Below are 26,414 nucleotides of genomic sequence, written 5' to 3'. Positions count from 1 at the left end.
TAAATTCAGAAGCCTTTATAAACTAACCAGAAGATCGGTCAATGGATCGTTAAATATTTCTTAACTGATCGGCATTAAGCCAGATGGCTTGCTTTTAACGTCTTTAAATACACACACTTATAGACTCGATTTAACTATAACTTTTAAAATCTATAGCTAGCGCCAAATGTAATACGGCGGTCTGTAATACCTTGGAAACAAAGTAAAGCACCTTCGTTAACACAAGACTGGCTAACTTCTGATTCAGTTAAGTTAACGGCTTCAATACCAATATTTAGCTGATCGTTCACATCATAACTTATGCTGGCATTAAGCTGCCCTCTGTCTTCTTGAACAACAGGGAAACCCCATGGGAAGCTTGAGGTGCTGCCAAAGTCAGTTGAACGGTACCCTTCGCGCCACGTGTAACGCGCTCGAGCAGATAGACCGTATTTCTCATAATAAAATGTAATGTTATATGCGTTTTCTGACAGATCAATTAGTGATTGCTTAGCACTTATGTCTGCATCCGGGTTACCGGTTGTTAATGCAAAAACAGCATTTGCACGACTCGTTGCAGTGTCAAATGATTCACCACCAGAAAATTCTTGATAGGTATAGTTAGCAACCACACCAAAACCTGATGCCCAACCTAGCTCTTTTTCAAAACTTGATAAGTCGTATTGAGCTGCAAGCTCAATACCTTGCTGTGTTGTTTCACCAGAATCATTAATAGTAGTTTGCGTAGGAACACATAACCCTACGCCAGCATCTGGGCCGAACACGTTTATATCTGCAATTGGATTAAATATGCCGCCGCCTTCACACTCTGGACCATTTGTATCGCGAAAGCCTGTGCTTGGGTCTTCAAATGGGTCAACTTGCTGTGTAACGTGCAAATCGCTACGTGTTTTATGAAAGTACCCCACACTTAACAAAGCAGCGGGTGCAAAATACCAATCTGTGGATATATCGAAAGAGGTTACTTCTTCTGGTGCTAAGCCTGAATTACCAATTGAAACGGCACTATTAGGGCTGGTGCCAAACGTAACAGATGTAGATAGGTCATCAAAATCTGGGCGTCTAATATCTTTTGACCAACCTAAACGAACAATCACATCTTCACTTACATTCGCGGCTAAATTGAATCGAGGTAAAAAGAAATCGTAATCACCTTTTGACGTTAGCTGAGTAACCAGTTCGTTGCCACTTCCATCTTGAGTAACAGAGTTACCTAGCGATGTAACTTCAGTCTCTAAATAACGTAGGCCAAAGTTACCGCGAAACATGCCATACTCAAAATTAGCTTGTGCGTATAAGGCATGCGTTTCTTCTTCAATATCAAAAAATGCATTTACTTGAGACGTTGGTGAACTTATTGGACCGCGATCAGAACCCGTTATTGCATTATTAGCTTCAATCGCTTGGTTAAGCGCTGCTAATACGGCTTGTGGATCAGAGGATGCAAGCTCTGGGTTTATAAGTAAGAAATCACGAATATAGAGTGCTCGCCCATCACCATCGTTAAAGTTATCTGGGCCCGCTGTTAATAATTGTGCAAATAAATCACCCGTTGGGCTATCAGCCATATTTCTTAAACCAACGTTAGAGCGAACTTGATCCGACACACTACTCGTTTTACTGTAGCGGTAACCAAAATCGACTGACGTTATTACATCATCTAAGTAATATGTAAAATCTGTACGAAACGCATCTTCTGTATTTTCTGACTCATCTTGCCCTTGGTTTACGTCACGTAGAACAACATTTGCAGGGTCGAGTAATTGAGCCATTGTTGGCGCGTTTGCCTCCCCCGTTGCAATGCCAAATGTAAGTGCATCACCTGTAAGATCATACTCAAAAGGAGTACCGTTTTCATTTGACGAATTAGTAGCGACATTTGGATTTATAAAATTGAGCGTTGTATTAAAACTTGGTGTAGTTGAATCAGAACGAGAGGTTGAGGCTTCAACACTTGCAAATAATCTATCGCCTTGCCATTCGCCCCCTATTCTAAATATTTTGCTCTTTGTGATGCGTGAATTAGTATCGCTAGAAAAACGTAAGTTAGGATCGCCACCACCGTCTTCAACCGGAATCACGCCTCTTACGGCCGCCTGTATGCTGCCCAGGTTTTGTCCGTCAAGTGAACCAAAATTAACTGTTTTAAATTCACTCGGTATTGATACATTTCTAAGATCACTTAGGCCAGATGCTTGTACTCTTGAGCTTTCTTGGCGGCGCTCTTGATCATTAACAACTGCATCAAAAAAGAATTTCATATTGTCGTTTGGCGCATATTCAAATGTACCTGCGAAGTTTTTTGTCTCGTATTCGTAATTATCGTAATCTTGAATTAAAAATTGTACTGGTAGAAAATCAAACGATTGTGCACTTGCAGCACCACTATCAGCGGCTACCGAATTATCTCTATCTGCGCGAGGACGAAATGCGGTTACGTCTTGCTCACTGTAACTACCACTAAATACAACACCAAACTTACCGCCCGAATCAAGCTCCCAGTTATCACCCCAAGCACCCGATACCCTAGGAGTCACACCATCTGTTGATAAGCTACTATCTTCACCTTGGACTCTAATTGAGCCTAGAGTTTCATTTAACTGTAACGGGCGAATTGTTTTAAGGTTTATTGTTGCGCCCACAGAGCCTTCGATTGTTTTTGCTTCTGGTGACTTAATTACTTCTACACCAGAGATGATTGCAGCTGATACATCCTCAAAACTAATGCCACTTCGTCCAGACCCTGAGCCAACTGTTGATACGCCGTTCACTTCTGTACGATTAGCATTGGTACCACGAATTTGAACACCCGTACCTACCCCTGCTTCACGGGTAATTTGAATCCCCGTTACATTTTCAAGTACTTCTGCGAGGTTTTGATCTGGTAGCTTACCAATATCGACAGCCTCAATAATCTCAACAAGGCTATCTGCTGAACGCTTTTGTGCAAGCGCATTTGTAAGCGATTGTCGAATACCTGAAACCTCAATAACCTCAAGATCGTCTGCAGCTTTTTTTGGAGCTTCTTGCGCCTGTGTAGACAAAGACATACCAAGTGCGGTTGCCGATATAACTGCCAGTGTAATTTTAGATAACTTGTGACTCATAGTTTTTTTCCTGTGTGTGTGAAATGCTATGTTTAACCAGCTACTTTATTGTTTTTATTAAAAGCCCTTAATTATTACAAACCCTTAACTTTATATTTACACCCACACCTACAAAGGTCAACCTTTTGGTAATGAATTTAGATCAAATATTATGCAACATGTTATTACCAAAATAGAAAAACCTAACTAAATTTCAAGTTAAAAGCAAAACTTACATTTTAAGTTGATGTTATTTATGGTTTTTAAATTCTATTAGAAATAGGGCTGTCAATAACAAAGGTTAGAATAGTTATCGTTTTAAAAATGAAATAATTTAGGCAGGAGAAACCGATGATGTTGGGCGTGCTGAATAAACAGCATTATTGGTTAACCAATTTAATTGTTTTTAGTCAAGTAGCGTAATTTAGGAGTGAGTTTTTAAGTACTGTTTGTTGATGTTATCGAAAATATAAAATTGAAGAATTTGAGGATCAAAAAAGGCGGTAAAACCGCCTTTTTAATGTGATTTAATGTTTAACTATTATTATAGCTTGTAGCTCAAACCTAAGAATAAACGTGGGCCGTAGTCATTCACTTCACCTAAGTTACCTTCAACAAAGAAGTCTTGTGATTTAGGTGCACTGAACAAGTTAATTGCTTCTGCTTTAACTCTAAAGTGCTCATCAATTTTGTATGATGCGCGCATTTCCCACACACCTACGCCATCAACATAACGAAGTCGAGTACCATTTGTAGTATATGGTTGGAAATACTCACTACGATATTTGTAAATAACAGCAGTATCAAATCCACCAATTTGGTAGTACAGCTGACTGCTAAATACATGCTTTGAGAAACCAGGTACTGAAGCCGACTCAATAATACCGTCAGTTAACTGTGTAGTATTACCATCTACGTCAGTCTCAAACGTATCGCCGTATAAGCTATCTTGGAACTCAAAATCAGTGTCTGCATAGTTGTAACCAAATTTCATACCGATGCCGTTATCCCAGCGGTAAGAAAATGAGGCTTCAAGACCTAATATTTCACTGTCTTCATCTGATGTAACAGAGTTAGTAATTGGTAATGAAACAGTTTCACCGGCAACAGTAAAATCTTCAATTACTGTTTGTTGTTGAAAACCACCGTTGAACTGTTTGTAGTATAAGCTTAACGCTAAGATTGAATCTTCGTTAGGGTACCATTCAAACGCAGCATCGTAGTTCCACGACATAAGCGGTTGAGTGTCCGGGTTACCAGAACCATTTACACCCACTAATAAATCGCTAATTGATGTTGCTGTACCTTCTGTATCTTCTTGGAATGTACGGCTGTAACCTAAATCAGATGGATCTGCGCGTGACATACCACGGTATATACCTGCACGGAATAAAATATCTTCACTGTAGTCAATAACTAGGTTAAAACTTGGTAAATACTTCGTGTAGTCACCACCGCTTTTTATTTTATCCAATGAACCATTATCAGATTCAACCAGAGAAAGTACACCTGTGTCGCTTGTTACTACGTCAAAGCTATTTCTAAAGCCAATCGAAGTTACTTCTGTGTCTACAATACGAAGACCAAAGTTACCGCGAATGAATTTACCAAACATTTCAGTATCGTAATTCGCCATTAAGTACACTGATGTTGTTTTTTCTGTTACATCAATTGTACCTGCATTTTCATATTCAACTTCTGGGTAAGCAAACACACCATCAGCGTTAGAACCAGCTACAGCTTGTGAGAAACATACGTTGTCGTATGTAGCCCATGATGAACCTGTACCGCTATCTACAACGTTACCGTCACTATCAACATTTGTTACGATATCGCCATCAGATACACTCGATAAAAAGCCTGATTCTGGGAAATCGATTTGACAACCTTGTAATACGTCAAGCGCTTCAGTACCAGAGTCTAGTGTAAATTCGTTTCTTGAACCGTTACCTTGGCTACCACCATACTGTAGGAAGGTCATTTCAGATGTTCTAATACCACCTTGAATACTGGTGAAAACATTGCCATCTAAGGTATAGTCAAAATCTAGTCGCGCTGAGATAACTTCGTTTTCACGAACATTTTCACGGTCAAGTCGTGTTCTTAGGCTATCTGTAAAGTTTGAAATATCTGTTACGTCAAAGTCTGTCAGTGTGAAATGAGGGATCTCATCGCCCATATCCCAAGAAAAGAAATTACGACCTGATGTTCTACCACGGTTAGATATTTGAAGTTCTTCACGTTCAGTTTTTGAATACGCTAAATCTAAGTCAACAGTTAATCTATCGGTAACTGTATGTTCTATATTTATGCCGTAACCTTGGTAGTTTTCTTCACGAGAAAATTGCTCACCCGCTGATTCAATGCGCTCTTCACCTTCCCAGTGCAAAATACCGCCTACATCATTAGTAACAAGTGTTGGACCTGTTACGCCTGGTGTTGCACGTTTTTGTAAAAAGATTAAATCGTGGCGTGCTTCTTGTTGTGTTCTATCTGATATTTGTGCGTCAAAGTTAACATCCCAATCAGCTGACGGTTGGTATTGCAGTGCAAAAAACATTGCATCACGTTCATCTGATGTCTCGTTTTGGCGGTAACTACGGCTACTGCCAGTCCAAGCGTAAGGAGTACCATCACTTACTGCTTTACCTGTTTCAGGATCAATTTCTGTATCGTAACCTTGGTTGCTACTGCCACTAACTTGGTCTTCACAGTCGCCTGCGCTGCTACGATAAAAACCTTCATTGGTATTATTAGGATCGTTTAAACACGCCCATAATGAAGAACCTGATGGGCTAGAGCTTCTGTATTCAGCTTCTGGTTGGCTGATATCTTGGCGCTGTACGCCAAAAGACACACCAACGGCTTGGCCGTTATCAAATTCAAACTGGTCAACATAACTAAACGTGCCACGGTAACCCGCGTCACTTTGAAGTGAGTTATCTACATTACCTTCATCAGGGTTGTAGTTTAATTTAACTTCAGCTGATACACGTTGCTTGCCAAAATCAAGTGGAGTTATAGTTTCAAGTGCAATAACACCTGCAACACCACCTTCAATCATTGACGCATCTTGCGTTTTATAAATTGCTACTTTTTTTACAAGTTCTGACGGAAACTGCGAAAAGTTAACTGAGCGGTCACCACTACCATTAGTCGCTTCACGACCATTGATATGCGTTGCACTTAAAAATGGACCAAGACCACGAATAGTGATTTCTGTTGCACCACCGTTTTCACGGTGAGATGCAGCACCTGTAATTGATTCCAGTGCTTCACCGATAGACAGTGCTGGTAAATCACCAATATCTTCAGATGACAGGCCATCAACTACCGTTGTTGCTTCACGTTTAATTGCTATTTGGTCTTGAATCGTTCTACGTGTACCTGTAACACTAATTATTTCAACGTCTTCTTCAACTTCTGTCGCTTTTCCCTGATCTTCCTGTGCGCTTGCTGTAAATACGCAAGAACTTGCCATACCTGCGATGATCGCTGTTCTTACCCATTTTGCAACTGGGCGCATTGCAAACTGCCCTGTTGTAGAATTATTGTTATCTCGTGACTTCAACGACATTTGAATTCTCCGCTGGTTGTTGTTGTGTGATTTTAGTGTGTTAGCTTGTTATGCTTATGTATATTTTATGTGACCTTTGACGTTAATATACTTAAACGCAGCACGATGATCAACCAATTTGACGTTTTAATATTACCATAAGGTATACCAATTTTAACTTAGCGGCATTACCAGTAGGTCAGGCAGGTTTTTTACTAGAATATAAACCGCTCTAAACTAGTTTATAAATGGGTAATGTAGGTTGAGAAAAGTGTGGTGATTATTAATAAATAATAAAAAAGCCCCAAATTTGGGGCTTTTAAAAGTTAACTGATTAATTGGTTACTTAATCGTTTTGTATTTTCCATGTAGATCCAACACCTACTTCAGATGATTGAATATAATGAAGACCTTTAGCACCTGCCTCTGCCTGAAGGCCTGCAGGGTCAGTTTCTAATAACGTACTTGCTGCTGTAACGTACTCAAGCACTTCTTTACCGTTAGTTGCTGGGTCTTGGTCAATTGCACCATCAGTATCGAATGCGCCATTACCATTTAGTTTTCTAATTTCAACCCAGTCACCGCTTGCATCGCCTGATACTCGACTATCCATATAACCAAAGTTGTTACTTAGCAGCGAGCTATCATGATTAATTAAGTCACAGTCATATTCAAAAGCATGGTCACTATCAAGTGTATTTGGGTAAAATAGGCCTTGAGTTGTAGCACTGCTGTTTATTGTATCTGCGTCTGTTTGATCGCCTAAACCGTTTGCAATTAAATTTCCATTAAAGTTTATAACAAACGCATTTTTGGTTAGGCCGTATAGTACCGGCGCATTCGCTGCGGTTAACTCATCACAATCACTTGTTGGTGCTTTAGAGCCTATTTCTGTACTAAATACAATAGGTTGCTGTGAATTCAAAACTGTATTATTTGTTACATTTAGTGTAAAGTCGCCAGCCGCATCAAGTACAGCTTGGTTACCCGAGTTTGGCACACCGCCGTCAGCTTGCGAAAATGGATTTGCCGTAAATACAATACCGCCCGCTTCTTTATTACCAGAACGAATACCTGCAATGTAGTTGTTACTTACGGTGTGACCAAGTGGTGTAATTAATATACCCGCTGGGCGATCATCAGAGCTTGCAATATCGGTAGTTCGAATAATAACGTTATCTGTAACACTGTTGAAGCCACCATCTTCTAGTGAAATACCACCATTAGGATTCACGATTGTATTGCCTTTGATGGTTGCACCAGAAGTTTGTACACGCATTAAACGACGACCTGTTACAAAGTTTTCTACGCGGTTATACTGAATAGTAAAGTTTGCGTTATCAGCTGCACCGCTACCCGTTGTGCTACCTGCATTGATTAAATATAAACTTGATTGACCAAAGTTTGGATTATCACTGTCACTAAATAAATTATATTGAATAACGTGATCAGAGCTTGATGATGATATTTTTATCACAGACCCTTTTTCTGCTACATTTCGATTAGAGAATGTATTTCGCTCAACCAACGCACTTTGACCTTTTATCATCAGCCAATGGTATTCAGAGTTATTGAGTGTAGCTTCTTCTCCATCCATCGTGTTTTGCGAAAAAGTAAAGTTATCCCCTTCTGAGTAAATAACAGCACCTTCTTCGGTTTCACAAAATGCACCCGCTTTAGTATCTATATTCTTAAAGGTAAGCCCTGTTAATCCAGCGCCATCTACTCCAGCAGCTACATGCACACATACTTCACCGCTAAGTACAGGAGTTTGACCTTCTACAGCGCGAAGCGTTACTGCACTGGTTAATAAAACTGCGTCCATATCAGCATAAACACCGGTGTTTAAGCCAATAACATCACCATCAGCTAAACCGCCGCTTAAAGCACCAAGGAGTGCTTCAGGGTTACTAACTAATTGTGTGTAAACTAATGTATCAAGTGAGTTTGTAACCTCACTCGCAAAACCATCGTTATCTGTATACGTAGCTTTTACCGACATTATTGAGCCAGCGTAAGCAGAAGGTGTAAATGTTTTACTATTACTGTCGGCTACTTCAACGCCATCAGCAGACCAAGTATAAGTAACGTTTGCCTCTTCAACACCGTTGTTATCAGTTATCTCAGCGGTTAACTCGCCACTTGTCAAATAAGGCGCTACGCCCATAATGGCGACGCTACCGGCTTCGTCAACCGCAACAGCAGAAACAGCAATTGTTTCCTCTGATGTATTATCCTCGATAAATCCATTATCATCTGTGTAAGCAACTTGAACACTTATCTTTTGACCTAAAAGTGATGCATCAACTGTAAAGGTGCTTTGTGTTGCGCCATCTATCTCTTGTGCGTCAGCAAGCCATTGGTAAGTAATATCTCCTGTTGCCCCGTCGGTATCATTAATTTCTGCTGTTAATATATTACCAACGGTTGGCGTGCCACTAATTGTAACTTCGCCTTCTGAGTTTGTTCGTGCTACAACCTCTGTACCCGTTGAAGTCACAGACTCGTTAAACCCACGGCTATCTTCAAAAGATGCACTAACTGTTATAACTGTACCAAACTGTGCGTCTGTTAACGTGAGCGTTAAAAGTGCTTCATCTGCAATCTCTATGTCATCAGCAAACCATTTATAAGTTACTGTATCGCCATCAAAGCCATTTTCGTCAGCTACATTGGCTGTTAGTTGCGAACCAACTAGAGCGTCGCCCGTAATAGTTAAACTTGCAGGGAATGCGATTGCGGCAACATCTGCGGTTGGAGCTGTAATATGCGATTCATTGATACCGCCATCATCGGTATAAAGCCCTTGAACTGTAATTGGTAACCCTATCTGATCGTCAGTCAGTGTAAACGAAGCGCTATTTGCACCTGTAATTGCCTCACCATCTGCATACCAATAGTAAGTCACGTCACCTGAGATACCATCAGGGTCACTAACTTCAGCTGTTAATGTTTGTCCGCTTGTAACAGTTCCACTAAGAGCAATAGAGCCCAAGTTGTTGTCATTGTTGTTTGAGTTTGTGTCACAACCAACTATTGCAGCTGCAATAGCGCATAGCGCAAAATGTTTTAATTTCATGGTGGCTCTATTCTCCAAATTTATGGTTTTAATATTTGGTTATCTATTGTGTGTGTTACCAAATAAATCATGCGTTTATTACCAAATTCATTTAAATTGCAAATAAATTGTTAACCAACTTGGTAATATAACCATAATAAAATAACTTTTTCCACTATACCCACCTAATTAAATAACAATAAATAAACATAAAGTTAACCCTGCACTGTTATCCCAGGTCAAAAATTGAATTCAATCGTGCACAATTACTGCGAAAATACATAACCTTAGAGTAAAAAATTGGTTTTACATGGGGTTAAGTAAATCAGATTTATTTAATATATATGAAGTATTCTTATTTGAAGACTATAAAAAAATTAAGAAATGAAGTGAGTTTGTATAAAAAGGATTATTTACAGAGAGAATGAAAAATAAGGGTAAAGAAAGGGGCTATTTTTTGCCCCTTTTTTATTAAGTACTGGTTTATAAAATAGCGTTATTATAAAACTCTACAGGCTCATTTGAGCCCAAAGCAACAGGCACACGTTGATGCAAGCTAGTTGGCGCAATATCTAAAATACGCGTTCCTCTAGAGGTTGCTTTACCACCTGCGTTTTCAACTAAAAGTGCCAACGGGTTTGCCTCATAAAGCAGTCTTATTTTTCCGTTATCGTTACCACTGCGTTTATCTTGCGGATACAAAAATAACCCGCCTCGGCATAATATACGATGAACGTCGCCTACCATCGCTGCATTCCAACGCATTGAGCTTTTTTCAAAGCTTTCACAGGTGTAAAGCAATTTATCAAAATACACTTGTGTCGGTTCGTCCCAATAACGGTAGTTAGCCATATTAACGGCAAATTCACGACTCTGCTCTGGCACACTTAACTGCTTATTTGTCAGTAGATAACCGCCATGCGTTGAGTCTAATGTATAACAACGCGTTGGACCGCCAGTACTCATTACAAGTAATGATGAAGGGCCGTATAACACATAGCCTGCACATACTTGATTTACACCAGGCTGACTAAATTGCTCGTCGCTGTCGAAGGCAACATCATCACGGGCTAAGTAAATAGTAAATATAGTGCCTATTTGCCCATTAACATCAATATTAGAAGAGCCATCTAGTGGGTCAAAAGCAACAATAAACTTACCTTCAGGGTGGCCACCTACCGCATGATCTTCTTCCTCTGATGCAACTGATCGTACGCTGCTGTCGTCAAGTAGGATGTCTTTAAGTAGTTGGTTTGCGATTACATCTAGCTTTTTCTGAACTTCACCTTGGATGTTTTCATTCAATGTTGAACCTAAAACACCGGCTAATTCACCTTGGCTTACTCGAAAAGCAATTTCTTTACTGGTCGCTAAAATTGTGCGAATAAGTAAAATAAGATCGGTATCTACACCGTCTTCTTTTAATACTGTATTTAGTCTTTTCATGCGCTATACCTATTTACACAATTTAGATCGTCAAAGCATTGCTCTAGTCTTGCAACCATACTTTGCTCTGAATGACGCAACCATACGCGAGGGTCATAATATTTTTTGTTTGGCTTATCATCCCCATCAGGGTTACCAATTTGCTCTTGTAGGTATGCTTGGTTACCTTTGTAGTAGTCTAAAATACCTGTCCAACACGCCCACTGCGTATCGGTATCAATATTCATTTTAACTACACCATAGGTTAAAGACTCTGCAATTTTATCGTACTCAGAACCACTACCACCATGAAACACAAAGTTAATTGAGTTGCTTGGTAGATTAAATTTTTCTGATACGTAAGCTTGTGAATCTTTTAAAATAGTTGGTGTAAGAACAACGTTACCCGGCTTATATACACCGTGAACATTGCCAAAAGACGCTGCAATTATAAAGTTAGGGCTAATACGACTTAAACGTTCGTAAGCAAATGCAACATCTTCAGGCTGAGTGTATAAAGAAGAGCTGTCTAGGTGTGAGTTATCAACACCGTCTTCTTCGCCGCCCGTGCAGCCAAGCTCAATTTCAAGCGTCATACCTATTTTTGCCATACGCGTTAAGTAACGTTCACAAATTTCGATATTTTCTTCTAAAGGCTCTTCTGACAAATCAATCATATGCGAGCTAAACAGTGGTTTGCCAGTCAGTTCAAAGTGTCTTTCACCTTCATCAAGCAAACCATCAATCCAAGGTAGTAGCTTTTTAGCTGCGTGATCAGTATGAAGCATCACTGCTACTTCATAATGTGCTGCCACTGAATGTACATATCTTGCAGCACTTACCGCCCCAAGCACTGCTGATTGTTGCTCCGGTAAAGATAAGCTTTTACCACAAAAAAATTGAGCTCCACCATTAGAAAGCTGAATAATAACGGGCGAGTTTTTCTTTTTAGCAGCTTCTAGCGTCGCATTTATAGATGTTGTACTAACAACATTTACCGCTGGCAACGCATATTGATTAGTACGCGCATGTTCATACACAGCACTTACTTCATCGCCAACGATTACGCCTGGCAGTATTGTTGGGGCTAAATAATTCATTTATGAAATCCTTTCTATTTTAAAGCCTGGATACAAGAATCAGTAATTGCTTGCCAATTTTCTTGTTCAACCCACTCTTTTTTCGCTATCCAAGTACCGCCAACGGCGAATACATTATTTAAAGAAAGATAGTCCATTTTGTTACTTTCGCTAACGCCGCCTGTAGGGCAAAAGCTGACTGCTCTAAATACTGACGACACAGCTGATACAAAAGGTGCTCCTCCGGCAAGCGAAGCCGGGAATAATTTTTGCTCTTCAAAGCCATATTCAAGTGCCATTAAAATATCACCTGTGTTTGATACACCAGGAAGTACCGGCACATTACATTTAGCAAGAGCAGTAAGTAGCGCAGGAGAAACCGCTGGCGTTACAATAAAGTCAGAACCCGCTTCAAGTGCTTGCTCTAAAATGTCAGTATTTATGACTGTACCCGCACCGACTTTTAGCTCTGGCACTTGTGCCTTAATAGCTTTTAATGCTTCTAAAGAAGCCTCTGTTCTTAGTACTACTTCAACTAAAGTAAGGCCAGCGTTAGCCATAGCTTTCGCTATTTGAACACCTTGCTCTGGCGTATCAGCTTGAATTATAGGTAGCAGTGTTTGTCCTGACATAAGTTCAGAAAAGCGAGTCATAACGTTGTTCCTTTATAAAAAGTAATGCGGCCGAGGTATGGCGGCCTTTAATGTTTAATTATTTTGTTATACCAATTGCATTAAATTAATGAGCTATTATAGCGACAAGAAAATAGCTCAATAACAAGGCTAAAATTATGATACATAGTTGTTCTATATAAATAATTTTTAACGTAGTTAGTGAGTTATTTAATACGCTAAGGTGATCATGTTTTTAATAAAATTGGTATCAGGTACCAGCTTCAACCATTGCTAGCTGAAATATATCTTTTGGAGCAATAGCGCCTGGCTGTTGTATAACCGCACCGGCGGCTTTTGCAGCAAGTTGTACAGCACTCGAAATTGGTTTATCAGATAAACGAGCACCTAAGTAAACACCGTTAAAAGCATCGCCTGCGGATGTCGTATCTACAACATTTGTTACCGGTATTATAGTGTGGCTTTGAAGAATATTGCCCTCTTTTGTCACTACCGATTCAGGGCCATTTTTAACAACAATTTCTTCAATTTGGTAAGGTTTTAAATATTCAACAACCGCTTCTACGCTATGAACGTCATAAAGTGTTGTTAAATCTTCAACGCCAGGTAGGGTAATATCTGCAAGCGTAAAGGCTAAATGATATTGCTCTTTAGTTTCCTCTACACTATTCCACAAACGCGCTCTGTAGTTAGGATCAAAAACTATTTTAACCCCAGCATCTTTGAGCTGCTCTACAACTTTCCAAAAATGCTCACGTGCACTTTCTTCAATTATTGCTAATGAAATTCCTGAAAAGAAAAACATATCACCTTGGCTAAGCTGCTCGAGTGCATCAGCATCTAAAAAATCAACAACCTTTTTAGCTGCAGAATCATTACGCCAATAAATAAAGCTACGCTCACCATGCTCATCGGTTTCTATGTAATACATGCCAGGTACTTTGGTATCGTGAGCAAATACGAGTTGTGTATTTATTTGTTCACTTTCAAAGCGTTCTAGCATTTTTTTACTTAAATTATCTTGACCTAAAGCCGTAACAACCGAAGTAGTAACCTGTGGGAAGCAACGCTTTAAATACACTGCAGAATTATAAACATCGCCTGCAAATGATTGGTGTAGTGTTGCCGCGCTCATAGCCCTAAGCTCGACCATGCATTCACCGATAAAGTAAATATTTTTCATCTTGGAAGTTACCCTATGTAGTTAACTGCTATGCGCTTATACAAAACATGTTGGCATAGCAGTTATTATCTAGATTATTGAGGCTTTTTAAGAGGTTCTATTTTTGGAATTAAAATCCAAACAGCGGCCATTGCTATAATGGCTAAAGAAGCACCAATAACAAATGCTGGTGTATAGTTACCATCAGCAGTAAGAATAGGCACAAGCGATGTAAGGCCTACAGCACCAAGTTTTGCCGCCATACCAGAGAAACCTGATAATGTACCTACAGCTTTTTTGCCTAACAAATCACTTGGTAGTGTTTGCACATTACCAATTGCAGTTTGAAAACCAAATAAAATAACAGCCATAATTAGTACCGCTGTCGTTGGTCCGCCTGGATTTGCCATTGCAAGTAACGCAGGTAGCATAATTAAACAGCCTAGCGTAATAGTTAACTTACGTGTTTTATCAGTGTTCCATCCGGCTTTAAGTCGATTTTGTGCCAGTAAGCCACCAAACCATGCACCAAACATAGCGCCAACATAAGGAACCCAACCGTATATACCAATAGACTTAACATCCATGCCGTATACTTCGTTTAGGTAAATAGGTATCCAAAAAACAAATAACCACCAAATAGGGTCAATCGCAGCAGAGGCAATAATTACACCCCAGCTTTGTTTGCGAGAGAGTAACTCAGCAGTAGACGGGTTATATTCTTCTTCATCTTCGCCAGTCACATCGCCATTATCATCAACACGTCTTTGACCTGTTAAGATATATTCACGTTCTTCGGCAGTAAGCCAAGGGTGAGAGCTAGGCGGCGCTTTAACTAAAATTAACCAAGGCACTAACCAAAGAAAACCTAATACACCAACAAAAACAAACACCATTTGCCAGCTAAAGTAGATAGTTAAGTATGCAATTAAAGGAATCGCAATAATACCGCCGATAGCAGCGCCAGAGTTAAAAATACCCTGTGCTAAGGCGCGCTCTTTAGTAGGAAACCATTCAGCATTACCTTTAGCTGCGCCCGGCCAGTTACCAGCTTCGGCTACACCTAAGATTGCGCGAAAAATACTAAGGCTAAGTACACCTTGTGCAAATGCATGGGCAACGGTTGCAATAGACCAAACACCTATCGATAAAACAAAACCGAAGCGTGTTCCCACCCAGTCAAATATTTTACCAAATATGGCCTGACCAAATGCATAAGCAAATACAAACACAATTGAAATATTAGCGTATATTTGTTTGCGTTCTAATGCTGATTCATCAGGGAATAAATCTTCAACAATATCAGGCCAAAGCACGCTAAGTGCTTGACGGTCGATATAGTTAATAATGGTAGCTAGCGCAATTAGCGCTATAACCCACCAACGTAAGCCTTTAAGTTGCATAATTAATCCTCAAGAAAGTCTTCACGCGCTGGGCTAAAGGTATCAATCAGGATTCCGCCTGTTGGGCAGGTAGCTCCATGATCAGCAAATGGTGGGATTAAGCAGCTATCACCCGGTTTTAAGATTTTAGTTACGCCATCAATGTTAAAGTGAAATTCACCTTCAACAACATACGTTACTTGAGAATGTCTGTGAGCATGGTTATAGCCAATAGCCCCTTTCTCAAACCAAATTTTAACAGCCATTAGCTCTTCGTTGTAACCTAGCATTTGACGTTTTAGACCATTTCCTAAATCTTCAATTTCAGTCTCGTTGCCAAATGAAAAGTTTGCGCTTTGCTTTTGCATCCTATTTACTCCTGATTATTGTTCATCATATAAACGCCTAATCGGCCATTTAAAGTGAACTCTTTATTTTGATAATTGAATGTATTTTTAGCTGAGGTTGGTGCTTTATTAATAGCCACTAAATATGACTTGCCTTTAATATCAAGTTCAACAAGTGTTAAATCGCCCTGCTGACTATATTCAAGCTTTGTAACTCTACTAACAGCTTCTAACGTATATTCTTTACTTGGATTGTATTCACCGTGAGGCTCTAATACAGATATAAATTTATGATGCTTTTGACCCTCAACACGACGAATAAAACCGTTTTCGTTGCGTAAGTTAAAATCAGGGTCGTTTGCGCCTATTTGAGTAAACAAGAAAGACTCATCACCTTTCACCAAACTCGTTTGCGTATAAAAGCGACCATTTTCGTTTAACCACGTTACTTTAGCTAAACCACTTTGAGGTTGCGCTTGAGCTTTAAGCCATAGATGCTGGTAGCCATTTTTAGTACCTAATGCAGACAGTTGTGTTGCATTCGCTTTTAGCTCAAAGCTGGTATCTATAAGCTGACCTTTATAATGCAAAGGCAAATCAAGCTGATGTGCTTTATTTGCTGCAACATCAAATATATCAAGTGCAACTGTACTTTGTAGTTCAGGTAAGTTAATAAGTGCAAGCGTACGCTCAAGATCAACGCCTTTATAAGCTGTGCTTATTTCGCCGCTTGAAACCGTGCCGTATTCATTCGTTTCGAAAAAGTTAAGTGTAGGGTAATTACTATTTCCTACTTCAACATTTGCATTAAAATGCGTTGTTTCGTCAACCACTACCGTATTGTGCGCAACAGTGTGTTTAGCGTAAGTTTCGTTTTCAGGTAAATAACGACCGCCGTATTTAGCTTCTACATTTAAAAAACGTGCTGCGCCATAATCAGATACAATTTCATTACCGTGGTCGTAAAACTGCCATGTTAGTTTATCAAAATGACCGTGACCTAAGCCTTGTGCAGCAGGTTTAAATAGTAGAGCTTGATCGCCACCTACCTGCGTTCTCATTACAACTAGAGCACCTTGTTTACCGTCATTACCATCGCCGAAGGCAACAGATTTAAACGAATAAGGTTTTGCCATGTTGTTATCAAGTGCTTGAGCTACTTTTAGTCCATCACCAGAGAGAATTATTTGGTCTTGTTGCTTAGCAATATCAAGGTAGCCTGCGTCGTTAGTTAATCCATACGCTGCAGTTACACCATTAACTAACTCAATAGTATCGATACCTTTACTTTTTATTGCATCGTTAATTGGAAAAAACAAACCGTTGTAGCTAAGTTGAATCGTCGTATCAATCGCTTTTAATAATATGCCATCACGATATTCAAAGATTTTTCGTTGTGGTTCGTTGTTTTCAATCGCTTTAGCAAACGTTACAAAGGGTAATAGTGCAAAGCGTTGATAGTAAGGACCTTCGTTATAGTAACCTTGTGGTGAAAACAGCATTTCTAGCTGCTTAATAAAGCCACCTTTACCCGACTTTTCTAAATCGTATAATGATTTTTCTACCCACTCAGGTTCACCTAATACATACCCTGCCATGCCAACACCCGCTGTTGCCCATGTTCCATGGTTATGTACTTTATTAAATGTAGAGGGTTGGCCTACTGATGTGAACAACGAAACAGGACGTAGTAAGTCATCCTCGATTGTTTTAATGTTATCGGCATTTAACGAGTCATGAATTAGATCATAAGCTTGTATTGTGTACACAAGCCACATTGCTTCATTTAGGCTTTGCCAAAAAAACTTACCTGGATTTTGCGAGTCCATTTTACGTTTTGGATGCAGACCAAGCGTTGGGTATAATTTTGCATACTCAAGCAACATATCACGCACGTAATTTGCATATTTATCATCTTGGCTTAGTTGATAAATGATGCCTGCGTTATACATAAGCTGATAATTTTTTTTGTGGCGTTCATGTGTATAACCACCACCACCATCTTTTGGTACAGGTACCGCAATTGGTTGAGCTATTTGTTCGTCTACTTGCGCTTTTAATAGCTCAAACGCAGTAGAAAATTTACCTTCGCTGCCTATTGCTTGGCGCATATGACTTACGTCATCAGTAGTAATTACTAAGTTTGGGTGCGCTGCATGAGCACCCAATGATGTAAGTAATGTAAGTGCTGCTACAGCCGCTATTTTAAAACCTGTTTGGCATTTTAATAAGTACATAGTATTTACCCTGCCTTATTTAAAATGTTGTTATTTTTTAATACTGCTGTATGTGGGCCTTTAACTCTTAACTCTTTAACACTTGGTGCTTTGGTTGCATCAAATGTATTGTCTGAGATTTCAGTTTTAGGCTCGCCTACTGTGTGCTCTACAACAATAGGAGCAGATTTAACAAATTTATTATCTTTGATATTAGTAACCTGAACACCGTGAACATAAATGCTCGCTTGCTCTTTGTTACGCTTACCAAGGCCAACGTTATTAAGCGTGTTATTTGTCATTTCAAAATGAGGGCCAAATGTACTTTCATCAGTACCACCACGGTAAAGCTTAAGTACACCACCTTGCACATCATTAAATGTATTATTATTTATAATAACGTATTCCGCGTTATAAACACCTAAGTCTTCAATTTCAGTATTTAGACGTAAAATGTCACCTGTTACTGTATTAAAGGTATTACCTGTAATAATAATTTCGTCAGCCATTGCACCTTTACCAGTGATAAAGAAATGAAATGAATGATTAATATCTAAAGCATTTAACTCTGAGTTGGTCATTACAAAGCGGTAATTATCAACCATACCCCATTTTTGCGTACGAACAATGCTGTTACCTATTGCATCTGGCGCGTTTTCACCTGAAATAGATAAACCATCTAGTTTTAAGCTGCCGCCATCATGTATTTCAAACAAGGTAGAGCGTTGAAAAGTAAGTTTAGACTTTGTGTTCTGCTTTGCTTTAATTGTCAACGTTTTATCAATTTTAACCAGTTTAGAAACATCATACTGGCCAGGCGCTAGTTCTAGAACATCGCCCGACTCGGCATTATCAATAGCGTCTAGTAATGCACTTACATCAGCTTTAACAGAATGTGTCTTACCAGAATCAAAATCAACTAAAGCAGGTACTTTTGCATACCAGCTAACACCGGTATCTTCTTTTTTAAGTACTTTTAAATCGCGCTTTGCACCTACATTTAAACTTTTAGATGTTGGGTAAAGTAGACCATTACTTGCTTTTTTAAGCGTGATTTTTTCTTTTTTTACACCGTACGTTAGCTCAGAAAGTACTTTTGTATCAGCAATGTTGTTACTTAGTACCAGCCCGCTTACATCATCAAATGTTGTAAATGGCTGTTCACCATCTTGATTTATGATTAAGTTGTTTTTCATTACGCTATCTTTAGGTGCAGCGCTACGCTCAGCATCGCTACCAGCGGCAAGTTGAATATGACGCACATTTATAAATGTGTTGTTTTCAATTGTCGCATTTTCAACTTGGTGATAACGATTTATAGATGAATTTGGTACGCCGTTCATCACAGTAAAACCACTGCCAAAACGATACCCTGTTAGACCTTGTAGGTAGTTATTTCTTACAATTTGGTCTTTATTGATAACGCGAATACCACCTGTGTGGTCAACACCATTACCAATAAAAATATTTTCTTCTATAAGGTTACCGTTACCATGGCGCAGCGTTAATGTACCGCGCGCTTCATAAAATACGTTATTACGAAGGATGTTTTTACCTGACTTAACCGACACAATTTCTACTTCACCATTGGTGCGTTCAAAATAGTTATTTTCTACCAATGTATGCGAATCAGTTAATGAGTAATGGCTGGTGCCAATACGCAGGGTTTCACCACCGTTTGAACCAAAAGTTGGACGGTAGCCAAAATAGTTGTTGTCTATGCGGTGATAGTTTTCCTGACTTGCTTGAGTGTTTAAACGAACAGCAACTGTCACACCTTTATTTCGTTTGCCAACTAAATGGCTATGATCAAAGCGGTTATGTTGTCCATATAATGCAACCCAATAATCAGACTCTCGTTTGTCTGGATTACTGTAATTATCGATTACTGTTTGAGTAACTCGTGAATTGTAGGCTAATTCATTTTTATTTTTACGAAACTCTATTACAGCTGAGCTCGGTGTGTAGCCGTCTTTAAATACTAAACCTGAGGCTTCAAGGTATTTACCTGCAAGTCTTAGGTTCGATTGACCCGATAAAATTACTTTACCGTTAGTTTCAGCGGTCAATAAAATAGGAGAGTTTTTTGTACCTTGGCCTTCAAGTAGGATTTCGAAGTCAGACCAAGTACCATTTTTAAGTACTACTTTGTCGCCAGCAACTAGATTAGCTGCGATATCATTAAAAGCTTGTTTACTTTCTACAAAATAATCTTTGGCCGCTATTTGTGTGGATATGCAACCGATGAGAACTAGACTAAGCTTTATTGTGTTAATCAAACGCATAGTTAACTCTTTTTCGTTGTGACTGAAAGTAGTGCTTCATCAGAATTTAAAAAAGCTGACATTGCACAAAGACTTTAGTCAATTGGTGTCATGTGTGTTAAAGCGCCTTAAGCTAAAAGCTTAAAGCGCTCAATAAGGTCGAGAAGTATTACTTTTCTAGCTTTTTGAAATAATCAAAAATTTCAGGAACGTTACCTTGACCCATACCAGCGTCAAACGCTGCTTGTAGGTTAGCTGATGAACCTTCAGCGATTTTTGATTCAGTACCTAGGTCTTCTACCATTTGTAGGAAGTAGCCTAAATCTTTGTTTGCATTAGCAATCGAGAAACCAAGGTCGCTAACATTATCAACTGCATAGTTTTTACAAAATTGCATAAACGGTGAGTTAGATGGACCAGTCGACATAATGTCAAAAAGTTGTTGACGGTCAACACCGGCAAGCTCTGCAACTGCAAATGCTTGTGACATAGCACATACTGTAGTCATGCCCATGAAGTTGTTGATAAGCTTAGTTGTATGACCTGCACCTAGCTCGCCAAGATGGAAAACGTTTTCACCTTGATCTTCTAGTACTGGTTTAACTTTATTGAATGTATCAATATCGCCTGCAGCCATGATGTTTAAAAGGCCGTCTTTAGCATGTGCTGGTGTACGACCAAGAGGAGCATCAATCATGCCTGCGCCTTTAGCTGCTAAATCAGCACCAATTTTTTTAGTAGATGATGGAATAGAAGTACCAAAATCAACTAGTACTGCACCTTCTTTAATACCCGCTAGGATACCGTCTTCTGCATAAATGATTTTTTCTACAACGGCAGAAGTTGTAAGACAAAACATAACAATATCTGAACCTTCAGCTAGCTCTTTAGCAGTGCTTGCTGTTTTTGCGCCTCTAGCGACACATGCTGCAACCGCATCTTTGCTAAGGTCCATAACAATTAGCTCATAGCCTTTGTTTTGTAAATTTTCGGCCATGTTGCCGCCCATTAAGCCTAAGCCGATGAAACCGATGACTGGTTTTGACATGAATAACTCCTAAATATGTGGCGCATACTTTTATAAGAACAAGTAAAATCTACTTTAAAATACGCTGTGTCTTTGTTTCAATTTGTAGAGTAACTTTAAGCTTGAGTTATTTATAAATTAACCTGTGCAAAACGTAACTCTGATTAATTACCAATACATTGTATTCACTCAAACCAAGCAACTTACCAATTGGTATGCAAAAACTGTATTACCATACGCCTTTTTTGTCAACCAATAAGTTAACCAAGTAAATCCCGTATTTTTACAAATTACATACAAATAAATTTAATATCAATTAAAAACAAATAGTTAGACATAACAAACCCAATCAGACATAGGTTAATTTTTGTTGAACAATCAGTAACTTTTTTTATACTAATAGGTTGACCAATAATTGAGTGTTCTTTATTTAAATATGCAAAATTCAATAAAATAGTTCATTAATTGGTAATTTACAGTTGATGTTATTGGTAAAATTATAAAGACCATACGTGAACAGCTTCCAACTCTAAATGGTATTGAGGTTGTGATTTGTACGTAACGCCTACATATATGGCTAATACATATAAAAACCACAAAATGCGCCTAATAATAGCGCTTAGTTAAAAATATACTGAACTTTGAAAAATCACTAAAGGAACTGAATAATGCGTTTATTACATACTATGCTGCGTGTTGCGGATTTAGACAAATCAATTGCTTTTTATACTGAAGTATTAGGTATGAAAGAATTACGCAGAGCTGATAACAGTGAATACAGATACACTCTTGCTTTTATTGGATATGGCGAGGAAGCAGATAATACAGTATTAGAGTTAACTTATAACTGGGACGAAGATAGCTACGACCTGGGTAATGGATATGGTCATATTGCCATTGAGTTTGATGATATTTACAAGGCCTGTGCTGATATTAGAGCAGCCGGTGGTAATGTTAGTCGTGAACCTGGACCAGTAAAAGGCGGCACTACTGAAATTGCTTTTGTAAAAGACCCTGATGGCTATGCAATTGAGCTAATTCAGAAAAAAGATGACATGAGTAAATTTTAAATTACCTACCAACTAATTCAAGTTATAACAATTTGCTTAATGCCAATCTGCTTATATATGGGGTCTATTTAACGTTAAGAAAATTACGCTAGGACTAGGCAAAAATTTTTGTATCTAGTTGTTCTAAATAAAAATTTTTAACGACGTTATAGTGCAATTTAATTCGTTAAATTGATCAAAGATTTATGCTGGTTGGTATAACTATGGAGGGGTTTAATTTTATAAATTGTTCAAATATTTATGCAGATTGGTATTAAGTAAAAAGGTGCTTTTCAGCACCTTTTTAACGCAACTGACTATCTTTACTGCCACGTCTATTAAACGATTTAGCGCTAGCATCATTACCTTCTATTGCAGCTTGACATGCAACACAGTAGCGCACTCCTGGTAACGCGAGTCTTCGTGCTTGTGGGATTTTCTCATCGCACTCATCACATAGCTCTGCACTTGCGCCAGATATTAAATTGCTTCTTGCATACTGTACGGCGTCATTAACACTCGCATCAATTTGATCTTGAATTGCACCGTCTCGTGCCCATCCACTTGCCATAAATCCTCCTAATAAAGTTGGATGTTTAAATTTATGCTACCAAATCGAATCTTTATAAGTACTGAATAAAAGAGCTAGGAATGGGGTGTTATTTGAAGGCTTAAGCTACGAAACTATATTTTATATCTTAAGGAAAGACGCTGTAGCTGCTCTTTGTAATCTACTTCACAAAAAATTCAACACTCTACAATTAGGCAAAAAAAAAGCAACTAAAAAAGCTGCTTTATAATTCTAATCATTTATTTAAATATTAAAGGCTGTAGTCAACAACTTTCATACCCAATTTTTCGAGCTCTGGACGAAGTGTTTTAGCATCACCCACTACTAAATAAATCATGTCTTTAGTATTTAAGTGTTTTTTAGCTAAGGCGTTAACTTCTTCTTTGCTAATATTGCTAACAATCTCATTTCTTTCTTTTACAAAGCTAGGTTTTAAATCGAACTCTAATATTTGTGCTAAAAAGCCAAGTTTTGCATTAGGCGTTTCGTATTTAAGCGCATCTTTTTGATTGATAGCCTTACGCATAAACATAAGCTCTTCGTCAGTGACACCGTTTTGAGCATAGTTATTAAGCTCATTAGTAAACTCTGTAATAGACGCTGCAGTAGAGTCGGCTCTCACCGCTGCAGAAGCGGTAAAGCCACCTGATGTTTTATCACCCCAGAAACGAGAGCGAGCACCGTAAGTGTAGCCTTTATCTTCTCGTAAATTTAAATTGATACGGCTGTTAAACGTGCCACCAAGTGCAAAGTTCATCAAGTTAGCTTTAAAGAACTCACCTGTAATATCTTCAACCATATCGCGTTTACCAATACGAATTTCTGATTGAGGAGCGTCTGGTTTATCAACCAAATAAATTACATTAGTTTCTACTTTAGGTTCACTGAAATCAACCGCTACTAAGCTCGATTTACCTTTCCAATTTGTAAGTGTAGCTTTAACTTTTGGTTCAATTGTTGACTCTTTTAAATCAGAAACAATAATTACTTGAGCGCCCTGCGGTTTAAAGTTTGCGCTATAAAAAGCTTTAACGTCAGCAAGTGTAATAGCCTCTATACTATTAAGCGTTCCAGTACTTGGAAGTGCAGCTATATTGTTGCCATATAGTAATTTACTATATGTATTAGATGCTAAATACCCAGCATCCTTCATTGAATGTTGAATATTTTGAATGATTTGCTTTTTATTACGCTCAAAGTCATCTGCATTAAATGCTGGTTTAAATAACTTTTCTTCGACAAGCTTTAGCGTTGCATCTACATTCTTGGTTAAGCTAGAAACATACACATTTGTATGTGTTTTATCTGAGTAGATACTTACCTGGCTACCTAGTTTTTCAAGCGCGTTACTCATCTGCTCTGTAGTGTAGTTTTGCGTTGACTCGCTCATTAACGATGCAGTTATTGATGATAAACCCACTTTACTAGCTTGCTCACTGTACAGGCCACCCGGAACTTTAATGAAAATAGCGGTAGTTGGCGTTTCTGTACTTTGAGTACCTAATATTTTAATACCGTTTTCGGTCTTAGTTTGCCAAAGAGTAGGAACATCAACAGCAGGATTTGCGCCGGCCTCTGGATGAGCACTTCGATCAAATGTATCAACAGCTCTTCGTGCCACTAAATCATCAGCTGAAGTTGTAGATGGACCTCCAAAATCATGCGATTTAGGCGTAAAGTTGTCTGGAGCAGCTATAAGTTGAGTTTGCCCTTCTGGTACAACACTCATAATAACGGCAGATTTACCTTTGATATATTGATTAAAAACACGCATAACATCAGCTTTTGTAACTTTGTTATAACGTGCAATCTCATCTTTAGCTGAATTTGGGTTACCTGTAAACGTTTCTGACGCGGCTAGTTGAGAGACTTTTCCTGATACGCTTTGCAGACCAAAAATTGCACCCGATTCTATTTTAGCTTTTACTTTATCTAAATCATCTTGTGTAACGCCACGCTCTTCAAATTCAACAAATGAATCACGAATGATTTTTTCCATATCAGCTAACGTTTTCCCTGCTGTAGGATTTGGTAAAGCATAAAGACTAATTGAACACGCTAACTCTTGGCATGGATGATTTGCACTTGCTTGAACAGCAAGTTGAGTTTTAACTAAGTTTTTGTATAGTAGTGAATTATTACCACCACCCAATATTTCAGCAAGTATATCAAGAGGTGCTTCATCTTCAGAGCGAGCGTAAGTAGTTGGGAAACTCATACTTAATAAAGGTAAATGTACCTTATCTTCCATTGAAATATATCTATCAGCATCTAGTGTTACAGCTGTTTTTTCTACTGTAGGGATTTCAGGGCCTTTTGGAATTGGTGCAAAGTATTTAGTAACTAATGGCAGTATTTCATTAGCGTTGATATCGCCACCAATAGTAAGCGTTGCATTATTAGGACCATACCACTTTAAAAAGAATGCTTTTAAATCATTTACATTTACGCGATTAAGATCGTCCATAAAACCAATTACTGGCCATGAATATGGATGACCATCTGGATACATCGCTTGAGCAACACGTTCACCTAAACGACCATAAGGGCGATTATCAACACGTTGGCCGCGCTCATTTTTTACTGTTTCGCGTTGTACTTCAAATTTTTCTTGGGTTACAGCATCGAGTAAAAAGCCCATTCGATCAGCTTCTAGCCACAACATTTTTTCTAATTGATTTACAGGTACTGTTTCAAAATAATTTGTTCTATCTGAGTTAGTTGTACCATTTAAAGTACCGCCTGCTTCAGATATTATTTTAAAATGTTCCTCATCAGCAACATTCTCTGAACCTTGAAACATCATATGCTCAAAAAAGTGAGCAAAGCCTGACTTACCCAACTCTTCGCGAGCAGAACCAACGTGGTATGTTACATCAACGTGTACTAAGGGATCTGAATGATCCTCATGCACAATTACAGTTAAACCGTTATCTAGTTTATATTTTTTATACGGTATGTTGATTTCACCTGCATTAGATTTCACTGATTCAATAAGTGTAACGCCAGGAATTGATGTTTCTGTAACAATATTTTTATCAACAGCTTGAGTTGAGCTATTACATGCAGCCAACCCTGATGCAAGTAAAACAGCAAGTGCAATTTTTGTGAGTTTCATTTTTTAGTCCATATTTAAATTAACTCAATGAGTTTAAAGACTAATTAAAAGTACAACAAGGAATATGGAGCGATTATGGGTTTGGTTTTGTAACAAAGTGTAAATAGATTGATATAAAAATGAAGTGTAAAATGAGGGTATTAATTTGTGGTTTTATTCTAATAACACTGCACTTCCCTATCTAAGTAGTAAATGACATAGCTAAGAGATTGATACTCTTAATAACATCGTGCATATAGAGTGTTATGTAACACTGCTTTATACAATACTTAAAATAGTAAGTGGCGTCCCCAAGAGATTAGTACTCTTGATAACGTCGTGCATAGAGAGTGCGGTGTCGCACTGCTTAATACAATACTATAAATAGTAAGTGGCGTCCCCAAGGGGATTCGAACCCCTGTTACCGCCGTGAAAGGGCGGTGTCCTAGGCCTCTAGACGATG

Annotated in this window: 15 protein-coding genes and 1 tRNA gene; 1 reads left to right on the top strand and 15 read right to left on the bottom strand. The window is 38.6% G+C overall.

The genetic code is table 11. From position 1 onward, the window contains the following. Positions 1-143: 143 nt before the first annotated feature. The 12 genes from AAEY62_RS18805 to AAEY62_RS18750 all read right to left on the bottom strand — a co-directional run bounded on the left by AAEY62_RS18805 (position 144) and on the right by AAEY62_RS18750 (position 21,255). The gene (locus tag AAEY62_RS18805) at positions 144-3,107 is read right to left on the bottom strand and encodes a TonB-dependent receptor (protein ID WP_197237040.1); all 2,964 of its coding nucleotides are present in this window, start codon (positions 3,105-3,107) and stop codon (positions 144-146) included. Between the two features lie 523 nt (positions 3,108-3,630). Next, positions 3,631-6,663 carry a TonB-dependent receptor gene (locus tag AAEY62_RS18800; protein ID WP_350635771.1) on the bottom strand — a complete coding sequence of 1,011 codons (3,033 nt, stop codon included), beginning with the start codon at positions 6,661-6,663 and terminating at the stop codon, positions 3,631-3,633. A 325-nt stretch (positions 6,664-6,988) separates the two neighbouring features. Then, the gene (locus AAEY62_RS18795; RefSeq protein WP_350635769.1) at positions 6,989-9,721 is read right to left on the bottom strand and encodes a poly(beta-D-mannuronate) lyase; all 2,733 of its coding nucleotides are present in this window, start codon (positions 9,719-9,721) and stop codon (positions 6,989-6,991) included. A 462-nt stretch (positions 9,722-10,183) separates the two neighbouring features. Then, complete coding sequence (locus AAEY62_RS18790; protein WP_010555334.1) at positions 10,184-11,146, bottom strand: class 1 fructose-bisphosphatase; 963 nt, start codon at positions 11,144-11,146, stop codon at positions 10,184-10,186. After that, the gene (fbaA, locus tag AAEY62_RS18785; protein WP_024591529.1) at positions 11,143-12,225 is read right to left on the bottom strand and encodes a class II fructose-bisphosphate aldolase; all 1,083 of its coding nucleotides are present in this window, start codon (positions 12,223-12,225) and stop codon (positions 11,143-11,145) included. Before fbaA ends, AAEY62_RS18790 begins: the two co-directional genes overlap by 4 nt. A 14-nt stretch (positions 12,226-12,239) precedes the next feature. After that, positions 12,240-12,857, bottom strand: a complete 618-nt coding sequence (gene eda / locus AAEY62_RS18780; RefSeq protein ID WP_007585331.1) for a bifunctional 4-hydroxy-2-oxoglutarate aldolase/2-dehydro-3-deoxy-phosphogluconate aldolase — start codon at positions 12,855-12,857, stop codon at positions 12,240-12,242. Positions 12,858-13,086: 229 nt separating this feature from the next. After that, entirely contained in the window at positions 13,087-14,019 is a 933-nt protein-coding gene (locus AAEY62_RS18775; RefSeq protein ID WP_101163380.1) for a sugar kinase, read from the bottom strand. 74 nt (positions 14,020-14,093) lie between these two features. Then, positions 14,094-15,401 carry an MFS transporter gene (locus AAEY62_RS18770; protein ID WP_007585328.1) on the bottom strand — a complete coding sequence of 436 codons (1,308 nt, stop codon included), beginning with the start codon at positions 15,399-15,401 and terminating at the stop codon, positions 14,094-14,096. Between the two features lie 2 nt (positions 15,402-15,403). Then, complete coding sequence (locus AAEY62_RS18765) at positions 15,404-15,748, bottom strand: cupin domain-containing protein (protein WP_002962963.1); 345 nt, start codon at positions 15,746-15,748, stop codon at positions 15,404-15,406. Positions 15,749-15,753: 5 nt separating this feature from the next. Next, positions 15,754-17,964 carry a heparinase II/III domain-containing protein gene (locus AAEY62_RS18760; RefSeq protein ID WP_024591531.1) on the bottom strand — a complete coding sequence of 737 codons (2,211 nt, stop codon included), beginning with the start codon at positions 17,962-17,964 and terminating at the stop codon, positions 15,754-15,756. Between the two features lie 5 nt (positions 17,965-17,969). Then, a complete protein-coding gene (locus tag AAEY62_RS18755) occupies positions 17,970-20,228 on the bottom strand; it encodes a polysaccharide lyase 6 family protein (protein ID WP_024591532.1) in 2,259 nt (752 codons plus the stop codon). A gap of 148 nt (positions 20,229-20,376) precedes the next feature. Then, positions 20,377-21,255 carry an NAD(P)-dependent oxidoreductase gene (locus AAEY62_RS18750; protein WP_007585320.1) on the bottom strand — a complete coding sequence of 293 codons (879 nt, stop codon included), beginning with the start codon at positions 21,253-21,255 and terminating at the stop codon, positions 20,377-20,379. A gap of 647 nt (positions 21,256-21,902) precedes the next feature. Here AAEY62_RS18750 and gloA point away from each other — a divergent pair. Next, positions 21,903-22,304, top strand: a complete 402-nt coding sequence (gene gloA, locus AAEY62_RS18745) for a lactoylglutathione lyase (RefSeq protein ID WP_024591533.1) — start codon at positions 21,903-21,905, stop codon at positions 22,302-22,304. A 283-nt stretch (positions 22,305-22,587) separates the two neighbouring features. Here gloA and AAEY62_RS18740 read toward each other — a convergent pair whose 3' ends face one another. The 3 genes from AAEY62_RS18740 to AAEY62_RS18730 form a co-directional block, all read right to left on the bottom strand. Beyond that, complete coding sequence (locus tag AAEY62_RS18740) at positions 22,588-22,854, bottom strand: DksA/TraR family C4-type zinc finger protein (protein WP_024591534.1); 267 nt, start codon at positions 22,852-22,854, stop codon at positions 22,588-22,590. Positions 22,855-23,104: 250 nt separating this feature from the next. Next, positions 23,105-25,972: a M16 family metallopeptidase gene (locus AAEY62_RS18735; protein ID WP_024591535.1), complete on the bottom strand. Its 2,868-nt coding sequence runs from the start codon at positions 25,970-25,972 to the stop codon at positions 23,105-23,107. A 371-nt stretch (positions 25,973-26,343) separates the two neighbouring features. After that, positions 26,344-26,413 (bottom strand) — tRNA-Glu (locus AAEY62_RS18730). Position 26,414 lies beyond the last annotated feature (1 nt).

It is taken from the genome of Pseudoalteromonas sp. GW168-MNA-CIBAN-0100, from assembly GCF_040309225.1.
Taxonomy (GTDB): domain Bacteria; phylum Pseudomonadota; class Gammaproteobacteria; order Enterobacterales; family Alteromonadaceae; genus Pseudoalteromonas; species Pseudoalteromonas arctica.
This window is presented reverse-complemented; position numbering and strand designations above follow the sequence as displayed.